Annotated in this window: 15 protein-coding genes and 1 pseudogene; 5 read left to right on the forward strand and 11 right to left on the reverse strand. The window is 67.5% G+C overall.

The annotated features are described in order from the left end of the window. Window positions 1-16: 16 nt before the first annotated feature. The 8 genes from APT63_08315 to APT63_08350 all read right to left on the reverse strand — a co-directional run bounded on the left by APT63_08315 (window position 17) and on the right by APT63_08350 (window position 10,219). Window positions 17-2,260, reverse strand: a complete 2,244-nt coding sequence (locus APT63_08315) for a ferric anguibactin receptor (protein ID AMA45634.1) — start codon at window positions 2,258-2,260, stop codon at window positions 17-19. A 112-nt stretch (window positions 2,261-2,372) separates the two neighbouring features. After that, complete coding sequence (locus APT63_08320; protein ID AMA45635.1) at window positions 2,373-3,365, reverse strand: ferric anguibactin-binding protein; 993 nt, start codon at window positions 3,363-3,365, stop codon at window positions 2,373-2,375. Next, on the reverse strand, window positions 3,362-4,144 hold the full coding sequence (locus tag APT63_08325; GenBank protein ID AMA45636.1) for an iron ABC transporter ATP-binding protein: 783 nt from the start codon (window positions 4,142-4,144) through the stop codon (window positions 3,362-3,364). The genes APT63_08320 and APT63_08325 overlap by 4 nt, the downstream gene beginning before the upstream one ends. Beyond that, the gene (locus APT63_08330) at window positions 4,141-5,091 is read right to left on the reverse strand and encodes an iron ABC transporter permease (GenBank protein ID AMA45637.1); all 951 of its coding nucleotides are present in this window, start codon (window positions 5,089-5,091) and stop codon (window positions 4,141-4,143) included. The genes APT63_08325 and APT63_08330 overlap by 4 nt, the downstream gene beginning before the upstream one ends. After that, window positions 5,088-5,978 (reverse strand): iron ABC transporter permease, encoded by an 891-nt coding sequence (locus APT63_08335; protein ID AMA47825.1) that lies wholly within the window; start codon window positions 5,976-5,978, stop codon window positions 5,088-5,090. Before APT63_08335 ends, APT63_08330 begins: the two co-directional genes overlap by 4 nt. A 50-nt stretch (window positions 5,979-6,028) precedes the next feature. Next, window positions 6,029-7,798, reverse strand: coding sequence for an ABC transporter ATP-binding protein (locus APT63_08340; GenBank protein ID AMA45638.1), 1,770 nt, complete (start codon window positions 7,796-7,798; stop codon window positions 6,029-6,031). After that, window positions 7,792-9,591, reverse strand: a complete 1,800-nt coding sequence (locus APT63_08345; protein AMA45639.1) for an ABC transporter ATP-binding protein — start codon at window positions 9,589-9,591, stop codon at window positions 7,792-7,794. Before APT63_08345 ends, APT63_08340 begins: the two co-directional genes overlap by 7 nt. Before the next feature lie 124 nt (window positions 9,592-9,715). Then, window positions 9,716-10,219: an RNA polymerase subunit sigma gene (locus APT63_08350; GenBank protein AMA45640.1), complete on the reverse strand. Its 504-nt coding sequence runs from the start codon at window positions 10,217-10,219 to the stop codon at window positions 9,716-9,718. A gap of 202 nt (window positions 10,220-10,421) precedes the next feature. Between APT63_08350 and APT63_08355 the strand changes: the two genes are divergently transcribed. Next, a complete protein-coding gene (locus APT63_08355) occupies window positions 10,422-12,599 on the forward strand; it encodes a non ribosomal peptide synthetase BasB (protein AMA45641.1) in 2,178 nt (725 codons plus the stop codon). Between the two features lie 54 nt (window positions 12,600-12,653). Here APT63_08355 and APT63_08360 read toward each other — a convergent pair whose 3' ends face one another. Then, a complete protein-coding gene (locus APT63_08360; GenBank protein ID AMA45642.1) occupies window positions 12,654-13,973 on the reverse strand; it encodes a Rhizobactin siderophore biosynthesis protein RhbE in 1,320 nt (439 codons plus the stop codon). An 81-nt stretch (window positions 13,974-14,054) separates the two neighbouring features. Next, on the reverse strand, window positions 14,055-18,398 hold the full coding sequence (locus APT63_08365) for a peptide synthetase (GenBank protein AMA45643.1): 4,344 nt from the start codon (window positions 18,396-18,398) through the stop codon (window positions 14,055-14,057). Between the two features lie 116 nt (window positions 18,399-18,514). Here APT63_08365 and APT63_08370 point away from each other — a divergent pair, with 116 nt between their 5' ends. From APT63_08370 to APT63_08385, 4 genes and pseudogenes are all read left to right on the forward strand, one after another. Beyond that, window positions 18,515-19,690 carry an isochorismate synthase gene (locus APT63_08370; GenBank protein ID AMA45644.1) on the forward strand — a complete coding sequence of 392 codons (1,176 nt, stop codon included), beginning with the start codon at window positions 18,515-18,517 and terminating at the stop codon, window positions 19,688-19,690. A gap of 26 nt (window positions 19,691-19,716) precedes the next feature. Next, the gene (entE, locus tag APT63_08375) at window positions 19,717-21,552 is read left to right on the forward strand and encodes a 2,3-dihydroxybenzoate-AMP ligase (protein AMA45645.1); all 1,836 of its coding nucleotides are present in this window, start codon (window positions 19,717-19,719) and stop codon (window positions 21,550-21,552) included. A gap of 69 nt (window positions 21,553-21,621) precedes the next feature. Continuing rightward, window positions 21,622-22,755, forward strand: a pseudogene (locus tag APT63_08380) (histidine decarboxylase). Window positions 22,756-22,866: 111 nt separating this feature from the next. After that, window positions 22,867-23,199 (forward strand): isochorismate-pyruvate lyase, encoded by a 333-nt coding sequence (locus APT63_08385; protein AMA45646.1) that lies wholly within the window; start codon window positions 22,867-22,869, stop codon window positions 23,197-23,199. A gap of 24 nt (window positions 23,200-23,223) precedes the next feature. Here APT63_08385 and APT63_08390 read toward each other — a convergent pair whose 3' ends face one another. Next, on the reverse strand, window positions 23,224-24,858 hold the full coding sequence (locus tag APT63_08390; GenBank protein AMA45647.1) for a chemotaxis protein: 1,635 nt from the start codon (window positions 24,856-24,858) through the stop codon (window positions 23,224-23,226). Window positions 24,859-25,030: the final 172 nt, after the last annotated feature.

Raw genomic sequence — 25,030 nt, forward strand, 5'->3', positions numbered from 1 at the left:
CCGCGCCCGCGGGGCATCAGAAATCGATCGTCGCCGACAGCTGATACGTGCGCGGTTCACCCAGGGCCAGGCTGGCCGTCTGGGGCATGCCCCAGTAGTTCTTGTTGGCGAGGTTCGAGACCTGGGCGCGTACCACCACCGGCTTGCCACTGACGTTCATCGCATAGCGCGCGCCGGCGTCGAAGAGCGTGTAGCCGGGAATCGACTGGCTATTGTCGGCGCTGATGTACTGCTTCGACAGCGACGTGGCGTTGGCGGTCAGGGTCAGGCCTTCGACGAAGGGCGTGTCCCACTCGACGCCCAGCTTGCCTTGCAGTTTCGGCACACCGGTGGCGGTCTTGCCCTCCTGGGTGCTCGTGCTGGCCTTGGTCACTTTCGGGTCCACGTAGGCGATGCCGCCCATCAGGCGTACGTCCATCGTCGGCGAACCGAAGAAGGTCCATTCGACCCCGCGGTTACGTTGCTCGCCGCCGAAGGAGTAGATATCGGTGGCCGGGTCGGTGTAGCCGTTGGGGCGCTTGATCTCGTACAGCGCCAGGGTGTGGGTGAACGTGCCCAGGTCGAGCTTGGCGCCGATCTCGCGCTGCTTGGACTCGTAGGGCGCGAACATTTCACCGGCGTTGGCCGCGGTCAGGGGCGCCGAGCTGCCTTTGCTCAGCCCTTCGATGTAGTTGGCATACAGCGAAAGCTCATCGGTCAGCTTGAACAGGATGGCCCCTGCCGGGCTGGTGGCGTGTTCATCGTAGCCTGGCCGGTTGCGCTCGCCCGTGCCGGTATTGTAGGTGTCGGAGACCACCTCCTGACGGCGCACGCCCAGGGTCAACTGAACACGCTCGTCGAGGAACGACAAGGTGTCGGCGATGCCGTAGCTCTTCAAATCGTTCTCGTTATGGATGATGGAGGGCCATGCTTCCGGCGCCTTGGGGCCCCAGACCGGGTGGTAGAGGTTGGTGACCCAGGTGGTGTTCGGAATGCCGCGACGCCCCCAGTCACGTTCCTTGTCGCTGTACTGGGTCGCGTTGATCGACCACTGGTGGCCGACGCCGAAGGTGTCGAACTGGCCGCGCAGGCCGACTTCGGCAGAGGTCTTGTGAAATTCCTGGCGCAGTTGCCCCAGGGTCGTGGAGATGTCACCCCGGGCGTTGATCACGGTGGCCGACATGGCGCCGCTGTACTGGTAATGGGTCTTGCTGGTGCCCACGGCACCGTAGGCGGTCAGCTGGTCGCTCAAGGCGTATTCACCGCGCAGGATCACCCCCTTGTCCTGGGTGCGGACACGTCCCCAGTCCGGGTTGAGCAGGGTGTCCGCGCTGGGCGGCTTGGGCACCGACACCCCTGCCGCCAGGCCGAGGCCGCGGTTCTGCCCGACGGTGGTGTCGTCGCTGTCGAACAGGTCGAGGGACAGCCGCGCGCGCTCGCCGCGCCAGTCCAGGGCCAGGGCATTCACGCCGACCCGATGGCTCTGGTCATCGGTGGCCGCATCGCCGTCGCGGTAGACCGAGTTGAAACGCACCCCGAACTGGTTGCCCTCGCCGAAGCGGCGCCCGATGTCCACGTGGCCACCGATCTGCGAGTCCGATTCGAAGGTGCCGGTCACGCGGGTCAACGGCGTGTCGGCGGCACGCTTGGGCACCAGGTTGATGGTGCCGCCCACCGAACCGTTCGGCGGCATGCCGTTGAGCAGCACGGAGGGGCCCTTGAGCACTTCGATGCGTTCGTAGATCTCCGGCGAGGCACGGTAGAACGGCGCCATGCCGAACAGGCCTTCGACGGTCATGTCGCTGGGGCTGGTGCTGAAACCGCGGATCGAATAGCTCTCGCTGTGGGTGTTCTTCACGCCATTGGTGAAGACCGACGGGTCGGTGGCGGCGATCACGTCGGTGATGTCCCGGGCCTGCAGGTCCTGCACGTACTGCTCGGTGTAGCTGAGGGTGCTGAAGGGCGTTTCCATCACATCCTTGTTGCCCAGCAGGCCGACGCGCCCGCCCGTGGCCACCTGACCGCCCGCATAGACCGGAGGCAGGTCGCTGGCAGCGTCCTCGGCCGCCTCGACGGTGATGTCCGACAGGACCAGGGGCGTCTGCGCCGACTCGCTCGGCGTCTGGGGAACTGGCGTTTGCGCCAGGGCCGCGTGCGTCGTCGCCCCCAGGCTCAGCAGCAAGGCCAGGCGCACGGCCAGGAAGGTGCGGTCATGGGCCAGGCGCGGTGCAGGCAGGGCAGCGACAGAGGCAGGGCAGGCAAGGGTGCAGCGTGACGACATTGCGGGATTCCTTTCGATTCGACCCAGGATGGAAGTGATGCACTACCTTTCCGAACCAGACACGAAATCCCGCAATGTTAATCATTAGCAATTGATGCGAATCAGACACTCATCAACGGGCGACCTGCTGGTCCTGGGGCAGGTAGCCTTTCACCACGTCGTCGGCGATACGTTCCAGGCAGGTCACGCTGGCAGTGCACAGGTACCAGGTCTGCGCATCGACGAACACCACGCGGCCGGCGTTCCAGGCCTTGGTGCGACGCAGCAGCGGGTTGTCCAGGCTGTCGAGGTTCAGGGCAGGCCGGCGCTCCATCACGGCGGTCCGGTCGATCACGTAGAGGATGTCGGGGTCGGCCTCGCGGATGAACTCGTTGGAGATCGGCTGCCCATGCAGGCTCGCCGCCAGGTCGTTACTGGCCGGCTTGACCCCCAGGGTGTCGAACACGTAGCCGTAGCGCGACTTGACGCCGTAGGAGGTGAAGGCGCCATTGTTGTGCAGCACGATCAGGGCTTTTTCCGGGCGGCCCTCGGTCACCTGGCGGGTGCGGGCGATGGTGGCGTCCATCTGCGCGACTTTCTGCTCGGCCAGGGTCTGCTTGCCGAAGATGTGACCCAGGGTTCGCAGGTGGGCCTTGGCCGTGTCGAGGAAGTCGCTGCGCTGGTTGGTCAGGTCGACATCGTCGTAGAGGGTCGGCGCGATCTCGCTCAGTTCGGCATAGCTCTGCGCCTGCAGGGGCGAGATCAGGATCAGGTCCGGCTTGAGCGCATGCAGGCGCTCCAGGTTGGGCTGGATGGTGGTGCCGACGTCGGCGATCCCCGGGTCGTCGCGGTAGGGCAGCAGGAACGTCGACACATAGTCCTTGGCCATGCCCACCAGGGGCGCCTGCAACTGCACGACGCTGTCGACCTCGCTCATGTCGAAGGCGACCACGCGTTGCGGTGGTGCCTTGATCACGGTGGTGCCGAGCGCATGCTCGATGCGCACCGGCGCATAGTCGGCGCTGGAAGTGGTCGTAGCGTTCGGCGCGTCGGCCTTGGGCTGGTCGCAGCCGGCCAGGGACAGGGCGATGGCCAGGGTCAGCAGGGACGTGGCGAGAGGATTCATGGCAGCTCCGGCGAAAGCGATGGGTTGAAGTAATTGCAGACGAATCCGCGCCCGGCGGGCAGGATCTCGAAGTCCAGGTCGAACAGTTCGCGCAGGCGCGTCTCGTCGATCACCTCGGCGACCGGGCCGCAAAAGCGCACCGTGCCCCGCTTCATGGCCACGATGTGGTCGGAATAGTTGGCGGCGAAATTGATGTCGTGCACCACCAGGATCACCGTGCGGCCGTGCTCGTCGCACAGCCGGCGCAGCGCGCGCATGATCAGCACGGCGTGCTTCATGTCCAGGTTGTTCAGCGGTTCGTCCAGCAGCAGGTAGGGCGTCTGCTGGGCGATGGTCATGGCCAGGAACGCCATCTGCCGCTGGCCGCCACTCAGTTCGTCGACGTACTGCCCGCGCAAGGCCTCCAGCGACAGGAAGGCGATGGCCTCGTCGATGATCCGCCGGTCGTCGGCGGTCAGCGCGCCCTGGCTGTAGGGAAAACGGCCGAAGGCGACCAGTTCGTCCACGGTCAGCCTGAGGTTGAAGTCCGGCGTCTGGCGCAAAGTCGCCACGCGCTTGGCGTAGTCGCGCACGGCCCACTGACCGATCGCCTGTCCGTCGAGGCACAGCTCGCCGGCCGAGGCCTGCTGGAGCCGGGCGATGAGCATCAGCAACGTGGTCTTGCCCGCGCCATTGGGGCCGATCAGCGACGTGATCCGCCCGGTCGGAAACTGCACGGTGACGTCCGTCAGCACGGCTTTCGGGCCGTAGGCCTTGGACACATGGCTCAGCGTGATCATGCGGTTCCTCGTGTACGCGTCATCAGGGCCAGGAAATACGCCCCGCAGACCAGGTTGATCAGGATGTTGACCGACATGTTGTAGTTGAACGCCTGTTCGACCAGGTACTGCGCGACGATGAACAATGCCATCGCCACCCCGCTGGCCAGCGGCAGCGTGACCCGGTGCCGGAAGGTCCGTGCCAGCGTGTAGGTGAGGTTGGCGACGAACACGCCCATGAAGGCCGTCGGCCCGATCAGGCTGGTGGACACCGCCACCAGCACTGCGATCACGGCCATCTGCACGCTGACCGCGCGCAGGTGATCGACCCCTAGCACGATGGCCTGGTCGCGCCCCAGCGCCAGCACGTCCAGCACCGGCAGCGTGCGCCGTACCACCAGGCAGGCGAGGGCGGCCAGCACGGCGGAGTAGGCCACTTGCAGCGGCTGCGCCTTGTTGAACGAGGCGTAGTTGAAGCCTTGCAGGATCGAGAACTCCCCAGGGCTGACCTTGAGTTGGATGAACTGCGTCACGGTGCTCAGCACCAGGCTCAGCACCAGCCCCACCAGCAACAGCAGGTAGACGTTCTGCCGGCCGTCGCGCAACAGCCAGCGATGCAGCAGCCAGGAATAGCCGAGCATCAGCAGGATCGACAGCCAGACGTTGCCGTGGCGACCGAGCAGGATCAGGCTGTGGGTGCCGATCAGCAGGATCAGCAAGGCCTGGAACAGCAGGTAGACGGCCTCGTAGCCCATGATGGCCGGGGTCAGGATGCGGTTGCCGGTCAGGGTCTGGAAGATGACCGAGGAGCAGCCGATGCACACGCCGGCGACCCCGATCGCCGCCAGGCGCGTCAGGCGCCGGGGAATGACGTAGGCCATGTCCAGCCCCGACCCCAGCAGGACGAAGGCCACCGCCAGGGCGGCGACCAGCAGCCAGATGCCCAGGCGGGCGTCCAGGCGGCTCATGTGGACCTCCTCAGCAACAGGATCAGAAACAGCACGCCGCCCACGCTGCCGGCCACCAGGCCGATGGGCACCTCGAAGGGGTAGATCAACAGACGCCCGAGGATGTCGCAGGCCAGCAGCATCGAGGCGCCGCACAGGGCCACCAGCGGCAAGGTCCGCTGCAGGTTCTCGCCATAGCGCAGGGCGATCAGGTTGGGAATGACCAGGCCGACGAAGGGAATCGCACCGACGGTGATCACGGTGACCGATACCGTCAGCGCCACCAGCAGCAACCCGAGGGTCATGGTCGCCGTGTAGTTCAGGCCCAGGCTGTTAGCCATGCCTTCACCCATGCCCAGGACGGTGAAGCGCTGGGCGAACAGGTAGATGAGCACCACCACCGGCAGGATGACGAAGATGATTTCGTAATTGCCCTGCACGATGCGCGAGAAGTCGCCCATCAGCCAGCCCTGCAGGCTCTGCAGCAACTGGTGACGGTAGGCCCAGAATTCGGCGAGGGCGCTGAGCACGCTGCCGTACATCAGGCCGAGCACCGGCACCAGCACGATGCTCTTGAAGCGGATGCGGCGGATCATCGCCACGTAGGCCAGGCTGGCAGCGAAGCTGACGCCCAGCGCCATCAGCATCTTGCCGGCGGTGCCGACACCTGGAAAAGCGCTCACGGCGATCAGGATGCCGAGCTTGGCCGCGTCCAGGCCACCGCTGGTGGCCGGCTCGACGAAGCGGTTGCGCACGATCTGTTGCAGCACCACCCCGCACACCGCCAGGCCGGCACCGGACAGCATCAGGGCAGCCAGGCGCGGCAGGCGGCTGGCCGTCAGCGTCAGCCAGGCGTCTTCGGACAGGCCGGCCAGGTCGAGCCAGGTCATCCGGCCGACCCCGACCATCAGCGACACCCCACACAGCACCGCGAACAGCACCACGAGTACGGGCGGTCTCAAACGCACCCCTCGTCCACCGGCTGCCCGGCGATACGCCAACCCTTGGCCATCTGGCGCTGGGCCAGAAAGTGTGCGTACCGCCCGCCGGCCTCGCGCAGCGCTGCCGGCGTGCCGTGCTCGCAGACGCGACCCTGGTCAAGTACCACGATGCGGTCGGCCATGGCTACGGTGGACAACTGGTGGGCGATCACGATCACCGTGCGTTGGCCGCGCAGGCGCGTCAGGGTCTCGGTGATCGCGGCCTGATTGTGTGCATCCAGTGCCGCCGTGGCTTCGTCGACCAGCAGGATCGGCGCCGGCTTGATCAGCGCACGCGCGATCGACAGGCGTTGACGCTCGCCGCCCGACAGGCGGGTGCCGCCTTCGCCGACGGGCGTCGCCAGGCCCTGGGGCAAGCGCTCGAGCATCTCCATGATGCCCGCCTGGCGCGCCACCTCGAGCACCTCGTCATCGGTGGCGTCGGGTTTGCCGAGGCGGATGTTGTCGGCGATGCTGCCCTGGAACAGGTAGGCGTCCTGGAAGATCTGGCTGATCTGCCCGGCCAGCTGGGCACTGCTCATCTGCCGGACGTCCACGCCGCCGATGCGCACGCTGCCCTGGTCGGCGTCGAAGAACCGCGCGATCAGGCGCATCACCGTGCTCTTGCCCGAGCCGGAAGCCCCTACCAGCGCGGTCATGCTGCCGGCAGGAAAGGTCAGGTCGATGCCGTCGAGCACCTTGGGCTGGTCTGGGCCATAGGCGAAGCTCAGGCCGCGCAGCTCGACGCTGGCGTCGGCGGGCGCCTGGGTGCGCTCGGGCAGAGGCAGGGGGCGTGCGGCGAGTAGGTCGGCAACCACGGCCAGTTGGCTGCGCGCACCGCGCAGCACGTCACTGTAGCTGGCGACCTCGAGCAGCGGATCGATGAAGCGCGTGGTCAGCAGCAGGGCCATGACCAGGGCCACGCCCGTGCCGGCCGGTACGCCTGTGACACCCAGGTGACCCAGCGTCAGTACGGCGCCGACCAGCAGCAGGGCGAACACCGCGTGCACCGCGCCGGTGTTGAACACCACCGACATGGCCGACACCCGGATCAGGTCCTTGCCGGCGCGCTGCTGCTCGTCCAGGGCGCGTTGCAGAAAGCGCGTGCCGCCAGCGTCGCCATTGAATGCGCGCAGTACCGACTGGGCCTGGGCGAACTCGACCATGCGCTGGCTGGCACGTGCGGTCTGCGCATGGTGTCGGGCATCGGCGCGCTGGCCCAGGCGCGCGGTGACGGCGAACAGCGCCAGCAGCACCAGCAGCGCCACCAGGGCGAGCGTCCCCAGCCGGGCGTCCAGCCCGTACAGCGCCACGCCGACCGTGACCGGTGTGACGATCGCCGTCAGCAGTGGGGTGAACACATGGGCCGGCAACTGCGCCAGGGTCATCATGCCCTGGGTCGTGACATGGCTCAGGCGCGCGGTGTTGGCCGCATCGAACCAGCCGATCGGCAGCTGCGCCATGTGCTCGCCCAGACGGTGGCGTCCCCCTTGCAGGACGGCGATGCCAACGCGGATGCCCAGTTTCTCCACGACCCGGCGCAACCCCCAGCACAGCGCCACGCCGACCAGCAGCGCCACCAGCCAGGCGGCGGCGCGTCCAGGCGCGCCACTCAACAGGTGCGAGAGCACGGGCACCACGGTCACGATGGTCAGGCCACTGAGCAGGCCATAGACCAGGGTCAGCCCCAGGTAGCGGTACAGCACGCGGGCGTCCGCGCCCAGCAGTGCGATGAACGTCTTCAGCATGGCGAGGGCGCCTCCTGGCGAGTCTGCGATTCGTCCCCGAGCGTCCAGAGCCGGGCATAGCGACCCTGGCGCGCCAGCAGCTGCGCGTGGGTGCCGCGTTCTTCGATGTGGCCATCGGCAAGTACGAGGATCTGGTCGGCGTGCATGACGGTGTCCAGCCGGTGTGCGATCACCAGCACGGTACGGTCCTTGGCGAAGCGCGACAGGGCACTCTGGATCTGCACCTCGTTCTCGGCGTCGGCGGCGGCGGTCGCCTCGTCCAGCACCAGCACCGGCGGGTCGAGCAGCACGGCGCGGGCGATGCTCACCCGTTGCAGCTCACCGCCGGACAGGTGCGCGTCCTCACCGATCACCGAGTCGTAGCCACGCGGCAAGGCCAGGATGCGCTCGTGAATGTTGGCGGTACGGGCGGCCGCCTCGATCTCGTCCTGGGTGGCCGTCGGTCGACCGAGGGCGATGTTGTCGCGCAGGCTGGCATCGATCAGGCGCACGTCCTGCAACACGAAACCGATCTGGCGATAGAGCTGCGTGCTGTCCAGCGTGCGCAGGTCCGCGCCGCCCAGGGTGATGCGCCCGGCGTCCGGGTCGAAGAACCGCAACAGCAGGCGCGCCAGGGTCGACTTGCCCGCGCCGGACGGGCCGACCAGCGCGGTGACCGTGCCGGGTGCCAGGGTGAAGCTGACGTCCTCGAGCACCGGTGCGTCGCCGTAACGGTAGCTCACCTGTTCGACCCGAATCTCGTTGCCTTGCGGCGCGCTGGCCGAATCGGCCGACAGGGTCTCGAGTACCGGGGTGCGCAGCAGCGCGCCGACACGCTGCGCCGCACCCGTGGCGTTCTGCAGGTCGTGGGTGATGTAGCTCAGCAGCAGCAAGGGCGCGCACAGGCCAGGCGCCACCAGGACGAAGGGCAGCAGGTCCAGCGGTTGCATCCAGCCCAGGGTGGTGAACAGCAGGCCGGCGGTCAGGATCACGGCCAGCACCACGACCGGGGTCAGCAAGGCATGGGCATTGGCCATGGCGTTGACCAGCGGTCGCGTGAAGTCGGTGAATGCGGCAGCGAAGGCGTCCACCGCGCCATGGTAGCTGGCGTGGGCCTGGCCCTCGGCACCGAAGGCCTTGACCACCGGGAGGCCCTGGACGAACGCCACCACCGCGTTGTTGATGTGCGCCATGCCCGCCCCGAAGGCCGGCAGGTGCGCGGCGCTGGCACGGGTGGCGCGCTGGACGAAGAGGAAGAACAGCGGAAAGGGCAGCAGTGCCACCAGCGCCAGGCGCCAGTCCATGGCGAACAGGTACACCACCGCGCCCAGGACCGCGCCCGAAGCGCGTCCGAGCGTGGTGTAGAAATGCGCGGTCAGGCTGTGCAGGGTATCGATGTCGTCCTGCATGGCCTGCTTGACCTCCCCGGAGGCCTGCTGGGTGAACCAGCCCAGCGGCACCCTGGCCAGCCGCTCGGCGACGGCCTGGCGCAGGTGGCCGGTGATCTGGTTGTCCGCCAGGTGAGCGCGTGTCTCGGCCAGCGCCATCAGCGCCATGCCCGCGAACAGGCAGACCAGGCTGGCGCCGATCACCAGCCAGGTTTCGGCGAGCACGCCCGTCTGGGGCGATGCGGCGGGCTGCCCCAGCATCAGCTGGGCCAGGTGGGCGATACCGGCCAGCGGCACCAGCGTCAGCAGGCTGCCCACGGCTGCCAGTGAGCCGGCCTGGATCAGGCGGCCGCGAACCGGGCGCAGTATCTCGGACACGCCAGGGTGGGCGGGGGCAGTGGCTTCGGGGGGTTCGGTGACGCTCATCGACGCTCCTGTTCATGGCGGCCGGCGTTGACCGGCAGTGTCCTGGGTGCCCGCGCCTGTGGTGACGCTGACGGGTGTTGCGGGGTATTCCGTACGAGCGCGCAGAATCCTCAATGGCGCCGCTTCAGGCGTGCACGCTGCAGGCACGCACGCTGGCGGCGATGTACTTTTCGACCGAGGAGACCGAGACGTTCAGTTCGGCGGCGATCTGCCGGTGCGGCATGCCGGCCAGGCGGTGCAGCAGCAGGGCCTCCCGCGCCTTGGGCGGCTGGGCATGCAGCGTGCGATCGACCTGGGCCAGGCACTCCAGCGCCAGGGCACGGACCTCTTCGGACGGGGCCAGGGGCTCGCTGTGCTCGCGCAGCCCCTCCAGATGGTGGGCTTCCAGGCGTCTGCGGCGGTACAGGTCGATCACCAGGCCCTTGGCGATCTGCGACAGGTGACAGCGCGACTCGGCCGCGCTTGGCACCACACCGCGGCGAATCAGCTTGAGAAAGATGTCCTGGAGGAGATCGGCGGTGTCGATCGAATTGCCCAGCCTGCGGCGCAGCAGCGTGGTGAGCCAGTGGTGATGCTCGATGTAGAGTTGCTCGATCTGTTGCCTGAGCGCGAACGTTCCGTTGTCCACGAGACCCTCCTGGGATGGTGATGAAGCAGGGTGCAAATATGTATGATTTGCATTAAGGTTACGACGTTGGCCGAGGCGATGCAATGCATCGGTCACCTGTACCGGCCCGCCTGCGCGGGCTTCTCGCCAGACCGAGGATGGGTCTGCCGGCACGCTGGCCGTCTCTGCCGATCTTGGTCCCGTTCGACAAGGTGGATATTCCATGATGGAACGCTCTTCGGACACGTCGCCGACGTTGTCCGCCACACCCCACGAAGCCCATGTGTGGCTGCTCCAGACGCAATACCCTGAACTGACCCTCAAGCACGTCACGGCCTGGCGCCTGACCGACGCGCTCGAGCCTGTCCGGCTGGAGGCGGCGCTCGGTGCCGTGATCGACAGCCTGCCGGCGCTCAATGCGCGCTACCGGTTCGACGACGAGGGCGATCTGCTCAAGCTGGCAGGCCAGCACTGGCGCGACTGCGTGCAGGTGTGGCAGGTCTCGGAAGAGGCGCAAGCCCGTGAACGGCTGCTGGCCTTGCAGGCCCACCCCTGGGACCCGGCCAGCGAACCACCGCTCGCCGCGCGGATCGTGCACACCGGCGACAGCCTGTTGCTGGCTTTCGTGCTGCATCAGGTGCTCGACCCCGTCTGCCGCGCCGACGACCTGTACCGCATGACCCTGAACGCCTATGCCGGGCAGCCGATCGGCCAGCCCAACCTGCCTTGGCTGGAAAGGCGACTGGAAACCACGCCCTCCGACGCGCACACGCCCGCTGCGGCGCCGCAGGCCGCTTCGCACGCACAGGTCGAGGCGCTGATCCTCGACGAATTCCGCCAGGCGCTGGCCGAGCCGGGCATGACGGCCAACGACGATTTCTTCGATTTCGGCGGACACTCTCTGCTGGCCACGCGCATCGTCGGGCGGCTCGCCGGCACCCACGGCGTGCAGGTACGTTTCAACGATTTCTTCAGCGCCTCTTCGGCGGCGGCCCTGGCCGCGCGGGCGCACTGGACGCAGACGGCGCACGACGATGCGTCCCTGGACCCAGCGGGCGATGTCCCGGAAGCCCCCTTCGCGCCGGCCCAGGCCTCGCTGGGGCGTGCCTACCAGGCCTTCGACTTCGGCACGATCTTCAACCTGCCGTTCGCCATGGACTTCCTCGACCCAGTGGATGAGGCCGTGCTCGAACAGGCCTTCACCGACCTGCTGCAGCGTCATGCCAGCTTGCGCACCACTTACCATTTCGACACCCCGACGCCGTGCCAGCGGCAGGTACCGGTCGAGCGGCTGGGGCAGTACACCTGGTTCTGGTCGAGCCTGCGCAGCCAAGGCGTGACCCTGGCCAGCGAAGCCACCCACTGCTTCGACCTGTCCCGCGAGTTGCCCCTGCGCGTGCGCGTGCTGCGCAACCCGCAGACCGGCCGCCAGCAGTTGTCCTTGCTAGTGCACCACATGGCCATCGATGAGTGGTCGCTCAACGTGATGATGCAGGAGCTGGCGCAGGCGTATGCCGCCAGGGCAGCCGACCATGCACCGGTCTGGGCGGCGCCGGCGCCGGCGTTCCACACCTATGCCCAGCAGGCCAGTGCCAAAGGGATCGATCCCCGGCACCTGGCGTACTGGACCGACCTGCTGCGCGATGTCACGCCCGGCCTGCAACTGCCTCCGGTGGCCTCGCCCATCGGCGACACCGTGGCGCCGACAGAGGCGGGCGCGACCGATGCACGCTGGTTCGAGATCCAGCCTGACCAGGCCACCGTCGACGGCCTGCACACCTTCGCCCGGCAAAACGACGCGTCGCTGTTCGGCGTGCTCTACACCGGGATCGCCCTGGCCCTGCACACGGTGGGCGACCTGCGCGAGCTGGTGATCGGCACCTCGGCGTCGGGGCGTACCGACCCTGCCTACTACGACACCGTGGGCTACTTCACCACCATGGTGGCGCACCCGGTGCGTTTCGAGCCGCGCCAGCCGGTCGGCGAGCTGATCGAGGGCGTGAGCCGGTTGATCAACGATTCCATGGCCTATGCCGATGTGCCGATGGAGCAGATCCAGCAGGCGCTCGGGCGCACGCCGGAGCAGGGCCTGCTGTTCGACGTGTACATCCAGATCCACGCCAACAACGCGCTCAACGGCGCCTTGTCCACCCCGGCGGGCGAGGCGATCCGCTATCGGCAGATCGATCCGGACAAGAGCCAGTCGATGTTCGGCATCCAGTTCGAGATCCTGGAAAACGTGCTGGAGGGCAAGCGTACGCTGCGCCTGGTGGTGACCTACCTGACGGCACGCTACAGCGACGCGCAGATGGCCCGTGTGCGCCAGGCCATAGAGCGTGTGTTCGCGGCATTCACCCGCGACGAGACGGCCGCGCTGTCGGTACAGCACGTCATGGCGTGAGCAGGAAAGGGCGGCGTGCCCCTGTCGGCGTGGCTTGCCGGCAGGGGCGCTGCGTCAGGCGTCGTGCATGCCGTAGTGCTGGAACGACGAACGCCGGGGCAGTCGGTAATGCGCCCGCCCCAGCAATTTGTTGACGATGGTCGCGTTGCGAATGGCCGCGATGCCCAGGTCGGGCGAGCCAACCCCATGCTGGAAGATCTCGGCGTTCTGTACGAAGATGCGGCCCGCGCCCTCGTCACGTCGGCGGGCGGTGAAGTCCTCATCGACGATGCAATCGCCATGGGCGTCGGTGACCAGCAGCTCATCCTTGAGCCGCTCGAACCAGGCCGGCCAGGCATGGCCGTAGCCCGTGGCCGCCACGAGGGCGTCGGCGTGCAAGGTGCCGGTCTGCTCCAGTTCGCGGTGGCGGTACGCCAGGCGCAACCGGCCATCGACCTGCTCGACACGTTCGATCTCGCAGTTCGACAGCAAGGTCAGGCCCGGCTCGATGCCGCCGATGGAACGTTCGTAGATCAGGTCGTAGATGGCCGCGATCGTCGAGAAACTGATGCCTTTGTACAACAAGCCCTGGTCCGCGACGATGTCCCGCCGCCGCTCGCGCGGCAGGCTGTGGAAGTAGCGCATGTAGGCGGGCGTGAAGCATTCCTGCCCGAGCTTGGAATACTCCATCGGGTGGAAGCCGGGCGATCGCGTAATCCAGCGAATCGACGCCCCGGCGGCCACCTGCTCGGGCGTCAGTTCGCTGAACAAGGCCAGCACGCATTCGGCCGCGCTCTGGCCTGAGCCGACCACCGTGACCTGCTTGCAGTGGGCCAGCTCGGCGCGGCGCTTGCCGAACTCGGCCGAATGCATCATCGGCGCAGGGCCGCTCACGCGTGCCCACTGAGGCAGGATCGGCGCAGTGCCCACGCCAACGGCCAGGTGACGGCTGCGGTAGTGACGCTTGAAGCCGGACAGCGATTGGGTCTCGATCCGAAAGTGTTCCCTGTCGGTTTCATAATGCACATCGCTGACATGTTCGCCGAAACGGCAGGTGTGCAGTTGCTGGGAGGCCCAGCGGCAATAGTGGTCGTACTCCTGGCGTGGCACCTGGAAGTGGTCGTAGTAATAGAAGCCGTAGAGCCGGTCGTGCTGATGCAGGTAATTGAGGTAGCTCAGGCGGTGGGTCGGGTCGGCCATGGTCACCAGGTCGGCGAGGAAGGGGACCTGCAGGGTGGTACCCGACAGCAGCAGGCCTTCGTGCCAGCGAAACTCGACCTTGCGCTCGAGAAAGGTCGCGCTCAGGGTGGGCTGGTCTTCCAGCAAGGCGGCCAGGCCCAGGTTGAAAGGCCCCAGGCCAATACCGGTGATGTCTACCAGGGGTGTGTCGTTCATGCGATCCCTCTCCTTAGGTGGGGTCGGTGTGCGCACCGACCCGTCATGGTCGGTACGCCCGAGACGTCGATGTCTGATGGGTCAGGCGCGCGCGTCGGCCAGCAGCCGCTCCACGTCCCGCGCATCCCGGCAGCGCAGCAGTTGCGCCGGTGACAGGCTGACCGCGAAGCGCTGCTGCAACCCTGCGGCGATGGCCTTGAGGTGCTGGGGGCGCAGGCCCAGGCTGAGAAAGCTCGCCGACGCGTCCGTCGCCTGGCCAGGCGGCAGGGCCAGCACCTGGGCATAGACGTCCAGGACCGGGTGGCCCGGCAGGGGCCGAGGCGCGGCAGGTGGCGCGGCTTCCAGCCACTGTCGCGCGATGGCGCGATCGGGCTTGCCGTTCTGCGACAGCGGTAACGCTGCCACGGGCAGCCACCGGGTCGGCACGTGCGAGCCCGGCAAGTGCTGGCGGGCATGGCCACGCAGTTCGGTCAGGCCTGGTTCGGTGCCGTCGGCGCAGACGTACAGAGCGCCAAGGCCCACGTCGTCCGAACCCGGCGCCCGGTGATCGACCACCAGCACCTGGCGCAGCGCCGGATGGCTGGACAAGGCGGCCTCGACATCCGGCAGCGAGACACGCACGCCACGGATTTTCACGTAGCCGTTGACGCGGCTGTCGAACAGCAGGACGCCATCCTCGCGGTAACGGCCACAATCGCCCGTGCGGAAGGCCCGCACCGGTTCGCCACGCTCATCGGTCACCGTGACGAAGTCGGTCTGCAGCAACTGGCCGTCTTGCAGGTAGCCCAGCGCCAGATTGACGCCGGCCGTGTGAATCCGGCCCACCACCCCGACCGGGCAATGGTCGCCCTGGGCGTCGAGCACCAGATACCGGTTGCCCGGCACGGGCCGGCCGTAGGGGATCTGCCCCTGGTCCTGCGCGGTGATGGCGTGCCAGATGCTCCAGATCGTGGTTTCCGTCGGCCCGCCCAGGGACACCAGGCGAGCGTCCGGCAACCGGGCGTGCAGTTCGGCGATGACCGTGGGCTTGAGGTAGTCGCCACCCTGGGCGATCAGGCGCAGGCTGTGCATCGTGTGTGCGCCACGGCAGGCCAGCAGCATGTCGAGCATGGCCGGGACCGAGCACCACAGGCTGACCCGATGCCGTGCGATCAGGGCGTGCCAGCGCAGCGCGTCCTTTTCCTCGTCGGCCAGCGGCAGCACCAGCGTGGCGCCGGCCGTGAGGCTGCCGAACACGTCGAACACCGACATGTCGTGGTGCAGGGGCGTGACCGACAGCAGGACATCCTCGGCGGTCACGGCCCAGTCGGCCAGGGTATGGCCGATCACGTTGGCGGTGGCGCGGTTGTTGAGCACCACGCACTTGGGCTGGCCGGTGGTGCCGGACGTGTAGAGGTAGTAGGCCGGCGCCTCGCTGAGCGAGAGGTCGGGCAGGTCGGTGGGCAGGGGGGCGGGTTCGGCCAGCAGCCGCTCGACGTCGCTGGCCGGGTGCCCATGGGCCTCGCCGTCGGCCAGCACCACCAGCGCCGGCTGGCAGTTGTCCAGCAGGTACTGACGGCGCTGGGCCGGTGCGGCGGCATCGATCGGCACCCAGACGAGGCCGGTCAGGGCGCAGGCCAGGGTCAGGGTGGTGTGGGCCGGACTGCGGGGCAGGCAGATCGCCACGACCTGGCCCGGTTTCAGGCCACGCCCGCGCAAGGCCGCGATGGCGCGGGCCACCTGCTCGCCCAGCTGGGCGTAGCTGAGCGATTGCGCCCCGCTGATCAAGGCCGTGGCAGCGTTGTCAGGGTCGAACAGCCGGCGTGCGATCTGCTGCAGGAAAGGTGCCTCGCAGGCCTCGGTCCGTGGACTGTTGAGTCGGTAATGATGGGTATCGACCACGGTGCCGGGCGTGATCGCGAACTCGCCGCTGCCCGCGACCTGCCGCAGGGTGCGCTCCAGCGCCTGGCGCATGGCGCTGACGCAGGCAGGCGCCAGCACCTCGACGGCGTGGTCGAGGTCCAGCAGCAGATCGCCAGTGGCGTCGCGGGAGAAGCGCACGTCCAGGGCCACCTGCGGTGTCTGCGTCAGGCCCCCCAGCAGGCGCATGGGGCTGTCGGTCGGCAGCGCCGGCCAGGACAGGCCGTTGGTGATGACCACCGGCAGTACCGGGCCAGGCCCGTGTCGCTCGAACATCAGGCGCGCCAGGTCGACGCCCGAGAATGCCAGGTGCTGCAAGCCTTCGAGCACGTCGGTCTGCAGCGCGGCCGCGCGCACGGCGAAGTCGCCCGATGCCCGGGCCCAGTTGACCGCGAGAAAGCTCGAACGGTTGGCCAGGGCCGCATCGCTTGGCGGCGCCACCGGCATGGCCACGCACAGGTCACCGTCGCGCAGCCAGTGCGACAGCACCTCCAGCACCACGGCGGTCAAGGTGGCGTGGTTGAACAGTCCTTGGCGAGCGCCCAGCCGGCACAGCGCGGCGAAGTCCGCTTTGGGCAGGCGCAGGCGTTGACGCTGGTAGCGCGACTCGCTGACCTGTTCCAGGGGGCGCGTCCAGGGCAGACGAGGAACGCCCGTCACGGTCGCCAGCTTGTGCGTCCAGTAGTCCGCGTCGGCCTGGCGCTGTTCGGGCGTCGGTGACGCGTCCTGGGCGGTGGAAAGCGCAGGGGCGGCGTCGGTGGCCTGGCCGTGCAGCAGCTCCACCAGCAGCGCGGCAATGGCGCGGCCATCGACGATCAAAGCGTCCAGGCGGGCGAAGACGACCTGTTCGTTCGCCGCCAGGTGGAACACCGTGACGTTCCAGGGCGACTGGTCCAGCGCGAACTGCGCATGGGCGTAGGCCTCGCGCCTGGCGGCAATGGCGTCCAAAGCCTCGGCCGTGGGCAGGTGCGAGAGGTCGACCTCGTCGAGGTTGAGCACGACGTCCGGGTGCACGAACTGCACGCGATGGTGCGCATCGATGTGCGTGCGCAGGCTGGGATGCTGCTGCACCATGTGGGTCAGGCGTGCGCGCAGGGCCGTGATGTCCAGGGCGCCGCGGTATTCGCGAAATTCTTGCATGGCGACGCCGCCAAGCGGCACCTGGGTTCCCCGGCCCAGCAGGTAGGCCTGCTGCAGAGGGTTGAGGGGACGTTCGTGGGCGCGTGGGGGGAGGGGGCACGCCAGGGCTTCGGGCTCGGCGCACACCCTGCGCACCAGGGTCATGAAGCGGTCGAACAGCTGCGTCACCCAGGCACGCGGCAACGCATCCAGGCGCACGTCCCAGTTGACCAAGATGCCGTCGTCGGCGTGCGCCACCTGAACATCCAGCGCCACCTGCGGCCCCTGGGAGATCGTCCAGACAAGGGTGCCAAAGAGCCGCTGCACCCGTGGCGAGAACAACGATCCCTCGGGCAGGTCCAGCGCCGCGGTGAAGACCACCGGTGCCATGTGCGGCGCGCCGTGGTGGCGCGACAGTTCGCGCATCAGGTCGACCCCCGACCAGGCGCTGTGTTCGAGCCGCTCGATCAGCTGGCCGGCCAGTTGCTGGCACAGCGCCGCCGGGTGGGCGGCGGCCTCGAGGTCGACATCGACGATCAGGACGTTGGCGAACTCGCCGACGATACGCTCTACCTGCTCGACCAATGGCGCGCGCCAGAAGCTCGGCACGTTCAGGCGCAGCCGGCGATCGCCGGTGTGTGCGCCCAGTACCGTGGCGAACAGGCTCAGCATCAGCGTCGAGAGGCTGACGCGCTGGGCGCGTGCCAGGCGTTGCAGGGCCTGACGCTGCTCAGGCGACAGCCAGGCGTGCAAGCGTTCGCTGTGGGCGCGAGCCGGAGGAGGGCCGTCGAGCCGCGGCAGGCTCGGCGCCGGGGCGATCCGGTCAAGGCGCTGGCGCCACCACGTGCGGTCGCGGTCACGGGCGGCACTGAGCGCCGGGTCGTGTCGAGCCGCGTCCCACCAGTCGAAGAAACTGGGCGCGACTGGCCAGGCCACGTCGGGCGTTTCGTAGGCAAGGGCCAGGTCCTCGACCAGCACTCGAAGGCTCGAGGGATCGACGGCGATCATGTCGGCATCGATATGCAGGCGTGTACGTCGATCAGGCAGGCGGGTCAGGCCGATGCGGACGCCGGATCGCTGGCGCAGGTCCAGTTGCTGATGGGTCCAGCGGTCGCGCTTGCGCAGCAGATGCGCTTCGGCCTGCTCGGCGGGGATCGTGCGCAGGTCTTCCACTTCGAGGGCAGGGCCGGCGTCCGGCGCTGCCAGGGTCTGCGCGCCGTCGGCGGTCAGACGCATGCGCAGCATGGGGTGGCGCTGCGAGACCTGCGCCAGCGCCCGTTCCAGGCGTTCGGCCTCCAGGGCAGGGCCTTCGAACTCGACGTACAGGTGCGCCGCCACGTTCCCCAGTTCAGCGGAGGCGGACCGTCCGCTCCAGCAGGCGGCCTGCATCGACGTCAGCGTTTTCATGACTCACGAGTTCCTTGTGATTGACAAACCAAACATAATGTCGTCACGTATTAAAAACGATTCGTGTTTAGATTCAAACAATTTGTTAAGTTTTTTGCAGGGAGGCAAGTCGTTCGATGAGCACAGCCACGCTCAAGGCTCCGCAGTGGGAGCCGTCACACGCTGTTGAAAATCATGATGTTTTTTCCTTCGTCTCGGGTGAGCGCGAACTGCGCTGCACAGGCGTATTGCGCCGCATCGATACACCCGCAGGCCATGGCCCGCGGGCACGCGACGCGTTCAGCCAGGCGATCACCGAAGCATTTGCGCAGGCACGTCAGGCTGGCCAGTCCAACCCCATCGTCGTGGGTGCCCTGCCGTTCGATGCGAGCGAGCCTTCGTGCCTGTTCGTGCCCGAGCACGCCCAGTGGGCGCCTCTGGCGCCGCCCGGTGATCCTGGGCTGCACGCCTTGCCGAGCCTGCTCGAACAGCGCCCTTGCCCTGAAGCCGAAGTCTTCAAGCGGTCGGTCGAGCATGCGCTGGTCAACTTCCAGCTCAGCGACGTGCGCAAGGCAGTGCTGTCGGTGCAGCGTGAGCTGGTGTTCGCCGAGCCGGTGAGCGTCGAGGCCGTGCAGCACAACCTGCGCGTGCAGAACCCGGTCGGTTATCACTTCCGTGTACCCATGGCCGATGGGGCGACGCTGCTGGGCGTCAGCCCCGAGTTGCTGGTGCGCAAGGAGGGTACGCGTTTTATCTCCAACCCCCTGGCCGGTTCGGCGATGCGCATGGCCGACGCGGACGCCGATCGACGCAGCGCCGACGCCTTGGCGGCGTCGGACAAGGACCACCACGAGCACCGCTTCGTCACCGAAGACATCGCGGCGCGCATCGGTGAGCTGTGCACCACGCTGGACGTGCCGGCACGGCCGTCGCTGATCAGCACGCCAGCGCTCTGGCACCTGTCCACGCGCATCGAAGGCACCCTGGCCGACCCCACCGCCAGCGCGCTGCAACTGGCCTGCCGTCTGCACCCGACACCGGCGGTGTGCGGCCATCCCACCGAGCGGGCCCGGCACCTGATCCGCTTCGTCGAGTCCGGCGAACGCGGCCTGTTCACCGGCATGGTCGGCTGGTGCGATGCCCAGGGTAACGGGGAGTGGGTGGTGACCATCCGCTGCGGCACCTTCAAGGACGAGCGTGTACGGCTGTTCGCGGGCGCCGGCATCGTCGACAGCTCGCAACCCGACGTCGAATGGACCGAGGTGCAGACCAAGCTGCGCACCATGCTGCGGGCCTGTGGCCTGACCCATTGATTTCAACGTTTCTGGAAAACCGACCCATGACCCTCGAGTTCACCCCCTGGCCCGCCGAACGGGCACAACGCTACCGTGACAGCGGCTACTGGCTCGATCAGCCGCTGACCCAGATACTGGCCGACCGCTGTCAGGCGACCCCCGAAGCGCCAGCCATCCTGTGCGGCGAGCGCCGCTTCACCTACGCCGACCTGGACCGGCTGTCGTCCAACCTGGCCTCGCGCCTGGTGGAGCAGGGGCTGGGCGTGGGCGACACGGCGCTGGTCCAGTTGCCCAACCTGGCCGAGTTCTACCTCGTGCTGTTCGCCCTGCTCAAGGCAGGCATCGTCCCGCTCAATGCGCTGTACAGCCACCGCAAGCTGGAGCTGACCGCCTATGCCCGGCAGATCCGCCCGGCCGTGCTGATCGGTTCGCGCGAGCACCCCTTCTTCCAGGACGAGCGCTACCGTGAAGCCCTGGCAGCATGCGGGGCGCAGCCGCGCCTGAGCCTGTTCCTGCACGCCACCACGGCCGATGAAAGCCTGCAGGCCTGGCTCGAGCACCCCAGCGCGCACCCGGTCATCCTGACGCCGACGCCACCGGGGGAGGTCGCGCTGTTCCAGCTGTCGGGCGGCAGCACCGGCACGCCCAAGCTCATCCCGCGCACCCACAACGACTACCACTACAACGCGCGCGCCTGCGCCGAGGTCTGCGCGCTCACACCCGAAACGCGCTTTCTCTGCGCGGTCCCGGCACCGCACAACTTCCTGCTCAGCTCGCCCGGCGCCCTGGGCGTGTTCCATGCCGGTGGGTGTGTGGTGATGGCGGCGAATCCCGAGCCGGCCACGTGTTTCGACCTGGTGCAGCGTCACGCGGTCAACACCGTGGCCCTGGTGCCGAGCGCGGTCGCCCTGTGGTTGCAGGCCGCGCCCCTGCACCGGGAGCAGCTGGCCTCGCTGCGCTACCTGCAAGTGGGCGGGGCGGTCTTCGCCGACTCGCTGGCGCGTCAGGTGCCCAGCGTGCTGGGCTGCCAATTGCAGCAGGTGTTCGGCATGGCCGAAGGGCTGATCAACTTCACCCGGCTGGAGGACAGCGACGAGCAGATCTTCACCACCCAGGGCCGACCCATCAGCCCGGCGGACGAGATCAAGATCGTCGATGCCGCCGGTGCGCCGGTACCGCCCGGGCAGCCCGGCATGCTGGCCACGCGCGGCCCGTACACCTTCTGCGGCTACTACGCCAGCCCCGAGCAGAACGCCAGTGCGTTCGACCAGGACGGTTTCTATTACTCGGGCGATCTGGTGCAGCTCACCCCCAGCGGCGACCTGCGGGTGGTCGGGCGCATCAAGGACCAGGTCAACCGGGGTGGCGAGAAGATCGCCTCCGAAGAGATCGAGAACCTGATCGTGCTGCACCCGGACGTCACCCACGCCGGCCTGGTGGCCATGCCGGACGACGCATTGGGGGAAAAGAGCTGCGCCTTCGTGGTGGCCCGCGACCCGGCCCTCAAGCCGTCGGCATTGCGTCGCCATCTGCTCGAGCTGGGGATCGCCGAGTACAAGCTGCCCGACCGTATCCGCCTGATCGAGCGCATGCCGCTGACCCCGGTCGGCAAGATCGACAAGCAGCGCCTGCGTCACCTGCTGACCGTGGACAATACCCGCACCTGGCTGCAGAGCCGTCTGCGCCAGCTGATCGAGGACGGCGAGACGCTCGACCCGCAGGAAAACCTGATTTTCTACGGGCTGGATTCGTTGAGCGTGATGAAGCTGGCCGCCGAACTCAAGACCCGCGGCGTCGAGGTGAGCTTCGAGGAGCTGGCCCGTTCGCCCACCCTCGACCAGTGGTGGTCGCTGGTCGAATCACGCCAGAAGGCCGCCTGAAGCTTCAGGCCTGAGGTCGGTCGTGCTTTCGTCAGGCACGACCGGCGGGTTCATTCAAGGGAGTTGAACATGATCCTGACCCACGAGGACCAACGCCGACTGGATGCGTTCTGGCAGCATTGCCTGGAAAACCAGTACTTCAACATCGGCTACCCGGAAAACGCCGACTTCGATTATGCGCCGCTGCACCGTTTCTTCCGGTTCTCCATCAACAACTGCGGCGATTGGGGCGAGTCGAGCAACTACGTGCTCAACTCCTTCGATTTCGAGCGCGAGGTGATGGCGCAGTTCGCCGAGCTGTTCCGCATTCCGCTGGCCGACAGCTGGGGCTACGTCACCAACGGCGGCACCGAGGGCAACATGTTCGGCTGCTACCTGGCGCGCGAGCTGTTCCCGGACGGTACGCTGTACTACTCCAAGGACACCCACTACTCGGTGGCCAAGATCGTCAAGCTGCTGCGCATCCCATGCCGGGCGGTCGAGTCCTTGCCGAACGGGGAGATCAACTACCAGGACCTGTTCGACAAGGTGGTGGCCGACGGCGCGCGTCACCCGATCATCTTCGCCAACATCGGCACCACCGTGCGTGGCGCGGTGGACGACATCGCCCGGATCCAGCAGCTGATGGCGCAGGCCGGGATCGCCCGCGACGACTACTACCTGCACGCCGACGCCGCGCTCAGCGGCATGATCCTGCCTTTCGTCGAGCGGCCGCAGCCGTTCACCTTCGCCGACGGCATCGACTCGATCTGCGTGTCCGGGCACAAGATGATCGGTTCGCCGATTCCCTGCGGCATCGTGGTGGCCAAGCGCGAGAACGTCGAGCGGATCTCGGTGGAGGTCGACTACATCGCCGCGCAGGACAAGACCATCAGCGGTTCGCGCAACGGGCATACGCCAATGATCCTGTGGGCCGCGCTGCGCAGCCATTCGCCGACGCAATGGCGCCAGCGCATCCGGCGCAGCCTCGAAGCGGCCCAGTACGCAGTGAAGCGTTTGCAGGCTGGCGGCATTCCTGCCTGGCGCCACGACAACTCGATCACCGTGGTCTTCCCACGGCCTTCGGCCGCCATCGCGCGCGACTACAGCCTGGCCACCTCGGGCGACGTCGCACACCTGATCACTACGCCGCACCATGACGACCGCAGCCGGCTGGACGCGCTGATCGACGCCTTGATCGCCGAGCACCGCGCCCAGACCCGGCCGCCACGCGCGACGCTGGCCGCCCCGGTGGGTCGGCGCTCGGCCTGCGGTCGAGCGACCACGGCCCAGTTCGACGTCATCTGAGGCTTTTTCATGTCAGAGGAATTCACCATGTCCGACCGCAAGGCGCCCGACGCCTGCACCAGCCTGTCCGATATCCGGGTCGGCATCGACTTTCATGACCGGCAGATCTTCGAGGCGCTGTGCCAGCGCCTGAAGTACGTGAAGGCCGCTGCCCGGTTCAAGCCGAACGAACAAGCGATTCCGGCCCCCGAGCGGGTGGTGGCGATGCTCGAGGAACGCTTGGGCTGGGCCGCCGGGACCGAACTGGACGCCGCGTTCGTCGAGTCGCTGTACACCACCATCATTCACTGGAACATCGACCAGCAGATCGCCCACTGGCGCGCGATGCATGCCGCGCCAGAGGGTGACCGGGCGCAGTGACCCGCGCAGGTCCAGCAGGCCAGGTCAGGCCTGGATGCGGAACTGCTTGACCAGCCTGTTCAGCTCCACCGCCAGGCGCGACAGCTCGGAGGTCGCGATCGCGGTCTGGCCGGCCCCTTCCGCCGCCTGGCTGGACAGGTCACGGATACTGATCAGGCCACGGTCCACTTCACGGGCCACCTGCGCCTGCTCTTCCGACGCCGTGGCGATCAGTACGTTGCGTTCGGTGATGTTGCCGATCGACTCGGTGATCTCCACCAGGGCACTGCCAGCGCCTTGGGCGGTATCGCGGGTCTTCTGCGCCTGGGTGTTGGTGTGATCCATCGCCGAGACGGCGGCCTCGGTGCCTTTCTGGATCGAGCTGATCATCTGCTCGATCTCGCTGGTCGATTGCTGGGTGCGGTGGGCCAGGGCGCGCACCTCGTCAGCCACCACCGCAAAGCCGCGTCCCGCCTCACCGGCACGGGCAGCCTCGATCGCCGCGTTGAGCGCGAGCAAGTTGGTCTGTTCGGCGATCGCGCGGATGACGTCCAGCACACGGCTGATGTCGGTGGCCATGCCGGCCAGCCCCTGGACTTCGTGAGAAGCGTCCTGGACACGCGCGACCATCACGTTGATGGCCTGCACGGTCTCGTCGACGCGCTCGCGGCCAGCCACGGCGGCCTCGTTGGAGCGGTTGGCGGCGTCCGACGCGGCCGAGGCATTGCGGGCGACCTCTTCGACGGCCGCGCTCATTTCGGTGACCGCGGTCGCGGCCATTTCCACTTCGTGGTTCTGACGCACCATGCCTTTGCTGGCGTCCTCGGTCACCGCGTGCATCTGCTCGGACGTGGAGGCCAGCTGGTTGGACGAGTCGGAGATCGACGCCAAGGTCGTGCGCAGGCCCTGCTGCATGGCCTTCAAGGCCTGGATGAGCCGGGCCACTTCGTCATGCCCATCGGCCTCGATGACTTCGCTCAGGTCGTTGGCCGCGATGCGTTCGGCGATGGCCAGCGACTGGCTGATCGGCGTGGTGACGCTGCGGGTGTAGAGCAGGGCGAGCACGACGGCTGCCAGCGTGCCGACCAGGATGAACGCGATCACGATGAAGGTGGCCTGCTCGTAGGTACGGGTGGCGTCTTCACCGGCCTTCTTGGCCTTGTCGTTGTTCAGCTGGATCAGGTCCTTGATGTCGTCGGCCACGGTGTCGGCAACCTGCTTCATCGGACCGCTGGCCAGGGTGACGGCCGCATCCAGGCTGCCGGCGGCGATCAGGGCCAGGTACTGGTCCTGAGATTGTTCGTAGGCGGCGAAGTGCTGGGATAGCTCGGCGAACTGTTGCTTGCCGGCCGGCGTGACGATGAACCGCTCCAGCCGCGCCAGCAGTTCCACCATGTTGGCGCGGGCCTTGCGCACGTCCGCCAGCGCCTGGGCCTTGCGGCTCTCGGGTTCGACGGGGTTGCGCAGGCGCGCGTTGTCGCCACGGATGCTGACGAACTCACGGTCGAGCGAGCCCAGCAACGCGATGCTGGGCAGCACGTTGGTCTCCACGAACTTCTCGGAATCGTTCAGGCTCGAGGCCTGCTTGAGGGCGATCAACCCCAGCGCGATGATCATCACGCAGAAGAAGCCGAAGCAGAGGATGGAGCGGGGGGCGAGGTTGAGCTTGCGTAGTAACATGGCGTGAACCCTGAGCGTTTTATATACACTCGGCGCGTTCCCGGCGATCTTTAGGCGCTGCCTATCACCACAATTGATTTACTTGATCCACGTCACGGTTTTTTTGACATTCCGTTGACGTCTTCTCACGGCGCTGGCGCCTAACCTTTGCGGTACCCCAACCCGGGGGCTT

It is taken from the genome of Pseudomonas monteilii, assembly GCA_001534745.1.
GTDB lineage: Bacteria > Pseudomonadota > Gammaproteobacteria > Pseudomonadales > Pseudomonadaceae > Aquipseudomonas > Aquipseudomonas alabamensis.

Bases quoted from the DNA above. Each gene is read 5' to 3' on its own strand.
- APT63_08315 (AMA45634.1), bottom strand. From the start codon at position 2,260: ATGTCGTCACGCTGCACCCTTGCCTGCCCTGCCTCTGTCGCTGCCCTG.
- APT63_08320 (AMA45635.1), bottom strand. From the start codon at position 3,365: ATGAATCCTCTCGCCACGTCCCTGCTGACCCTGGCCATCGCCCTGTCC.
- APT63_08325 (AMA45636.1), bottom strand. From the start codon at position 4,144: ATGATCACGCTGAGCCATGTGTCCAAGGCCTACGGCCCGAAAGCCGTG.
- APT63_08330 (AMA45637.1), bottom strand. From the start codon at position 5,091: ATGAGCCGCCTGGACGCCCGCCTGGGCATCTGGCTGCTGGTCGCCGCC.
- APT63_08335 (AMA47825.1), bottom strand. From the start codon at position 5,978: ATGGTCGGGGTCGGCCGGATGACCTGGCTCGACCTGGCCGGCCTGTCC.
- APT63_08340 (AMA45638.1), bottom strand. From the start codon at position 7,798: ATGCTGAAGACGTTCATCGCACTGCTGGGCGCGGACGCCCGCGTGCTG.
- APT63_08345 (AMA45639.1), bottom strand. From the start codon at position 9,591: ATGAGCGTCACCGAACCCCCCGAAGCCACTGCCCCCGCCCACCCTGGC.
- APT63_08355 (AMA45641.1), top strand. From the start codon at position 10,422: ATGATGGAACGCTCTTCGGACACGTCGCCGACGTTGTCCGCCACACCC.
- APT63_08360 (AMA45642.1), bottom strand. From the start codon at position 13,973: ATGAACGACACACCCCTGGTAGACATCACCGGTATTGGCCTGGGGCCT.
- APT63_08365 (AMA45643.1), bottom strand. From the start codon at position 18,398: ATGAAAACGCTGACGTCGATGCAGGCCGCCTGCTGGAGCGGACGGTCC.
- APT63_08370 (AMA45644.1), top strand. From the start codon at position 18,515: ATGAGCACAGCCACGCTCAAGGCTCCGCAGTGGGAGCCGTCACACGCT.
- entE (AMA45645.1), top strand. From the start codon at position 19,717: ATGACCCTCGAGTTCACCCCCTGGCCCGCCGAACGGGCACAACGCTAC.
- APT63_08385 (AMA45646.1), top strand. From the start codon at position 22,867: ATGTCCGACCGCAAGGCGCCCGACGCCTGCACCAGCCTGTCCGATATC.
- APT63_08390 (AMA45647.1), bottom strand. From the start codon at position 24,858: ATGTTACTACGCAAGCTCAACCTCGCCCCCCGCTCCATCCTCTGCTTC.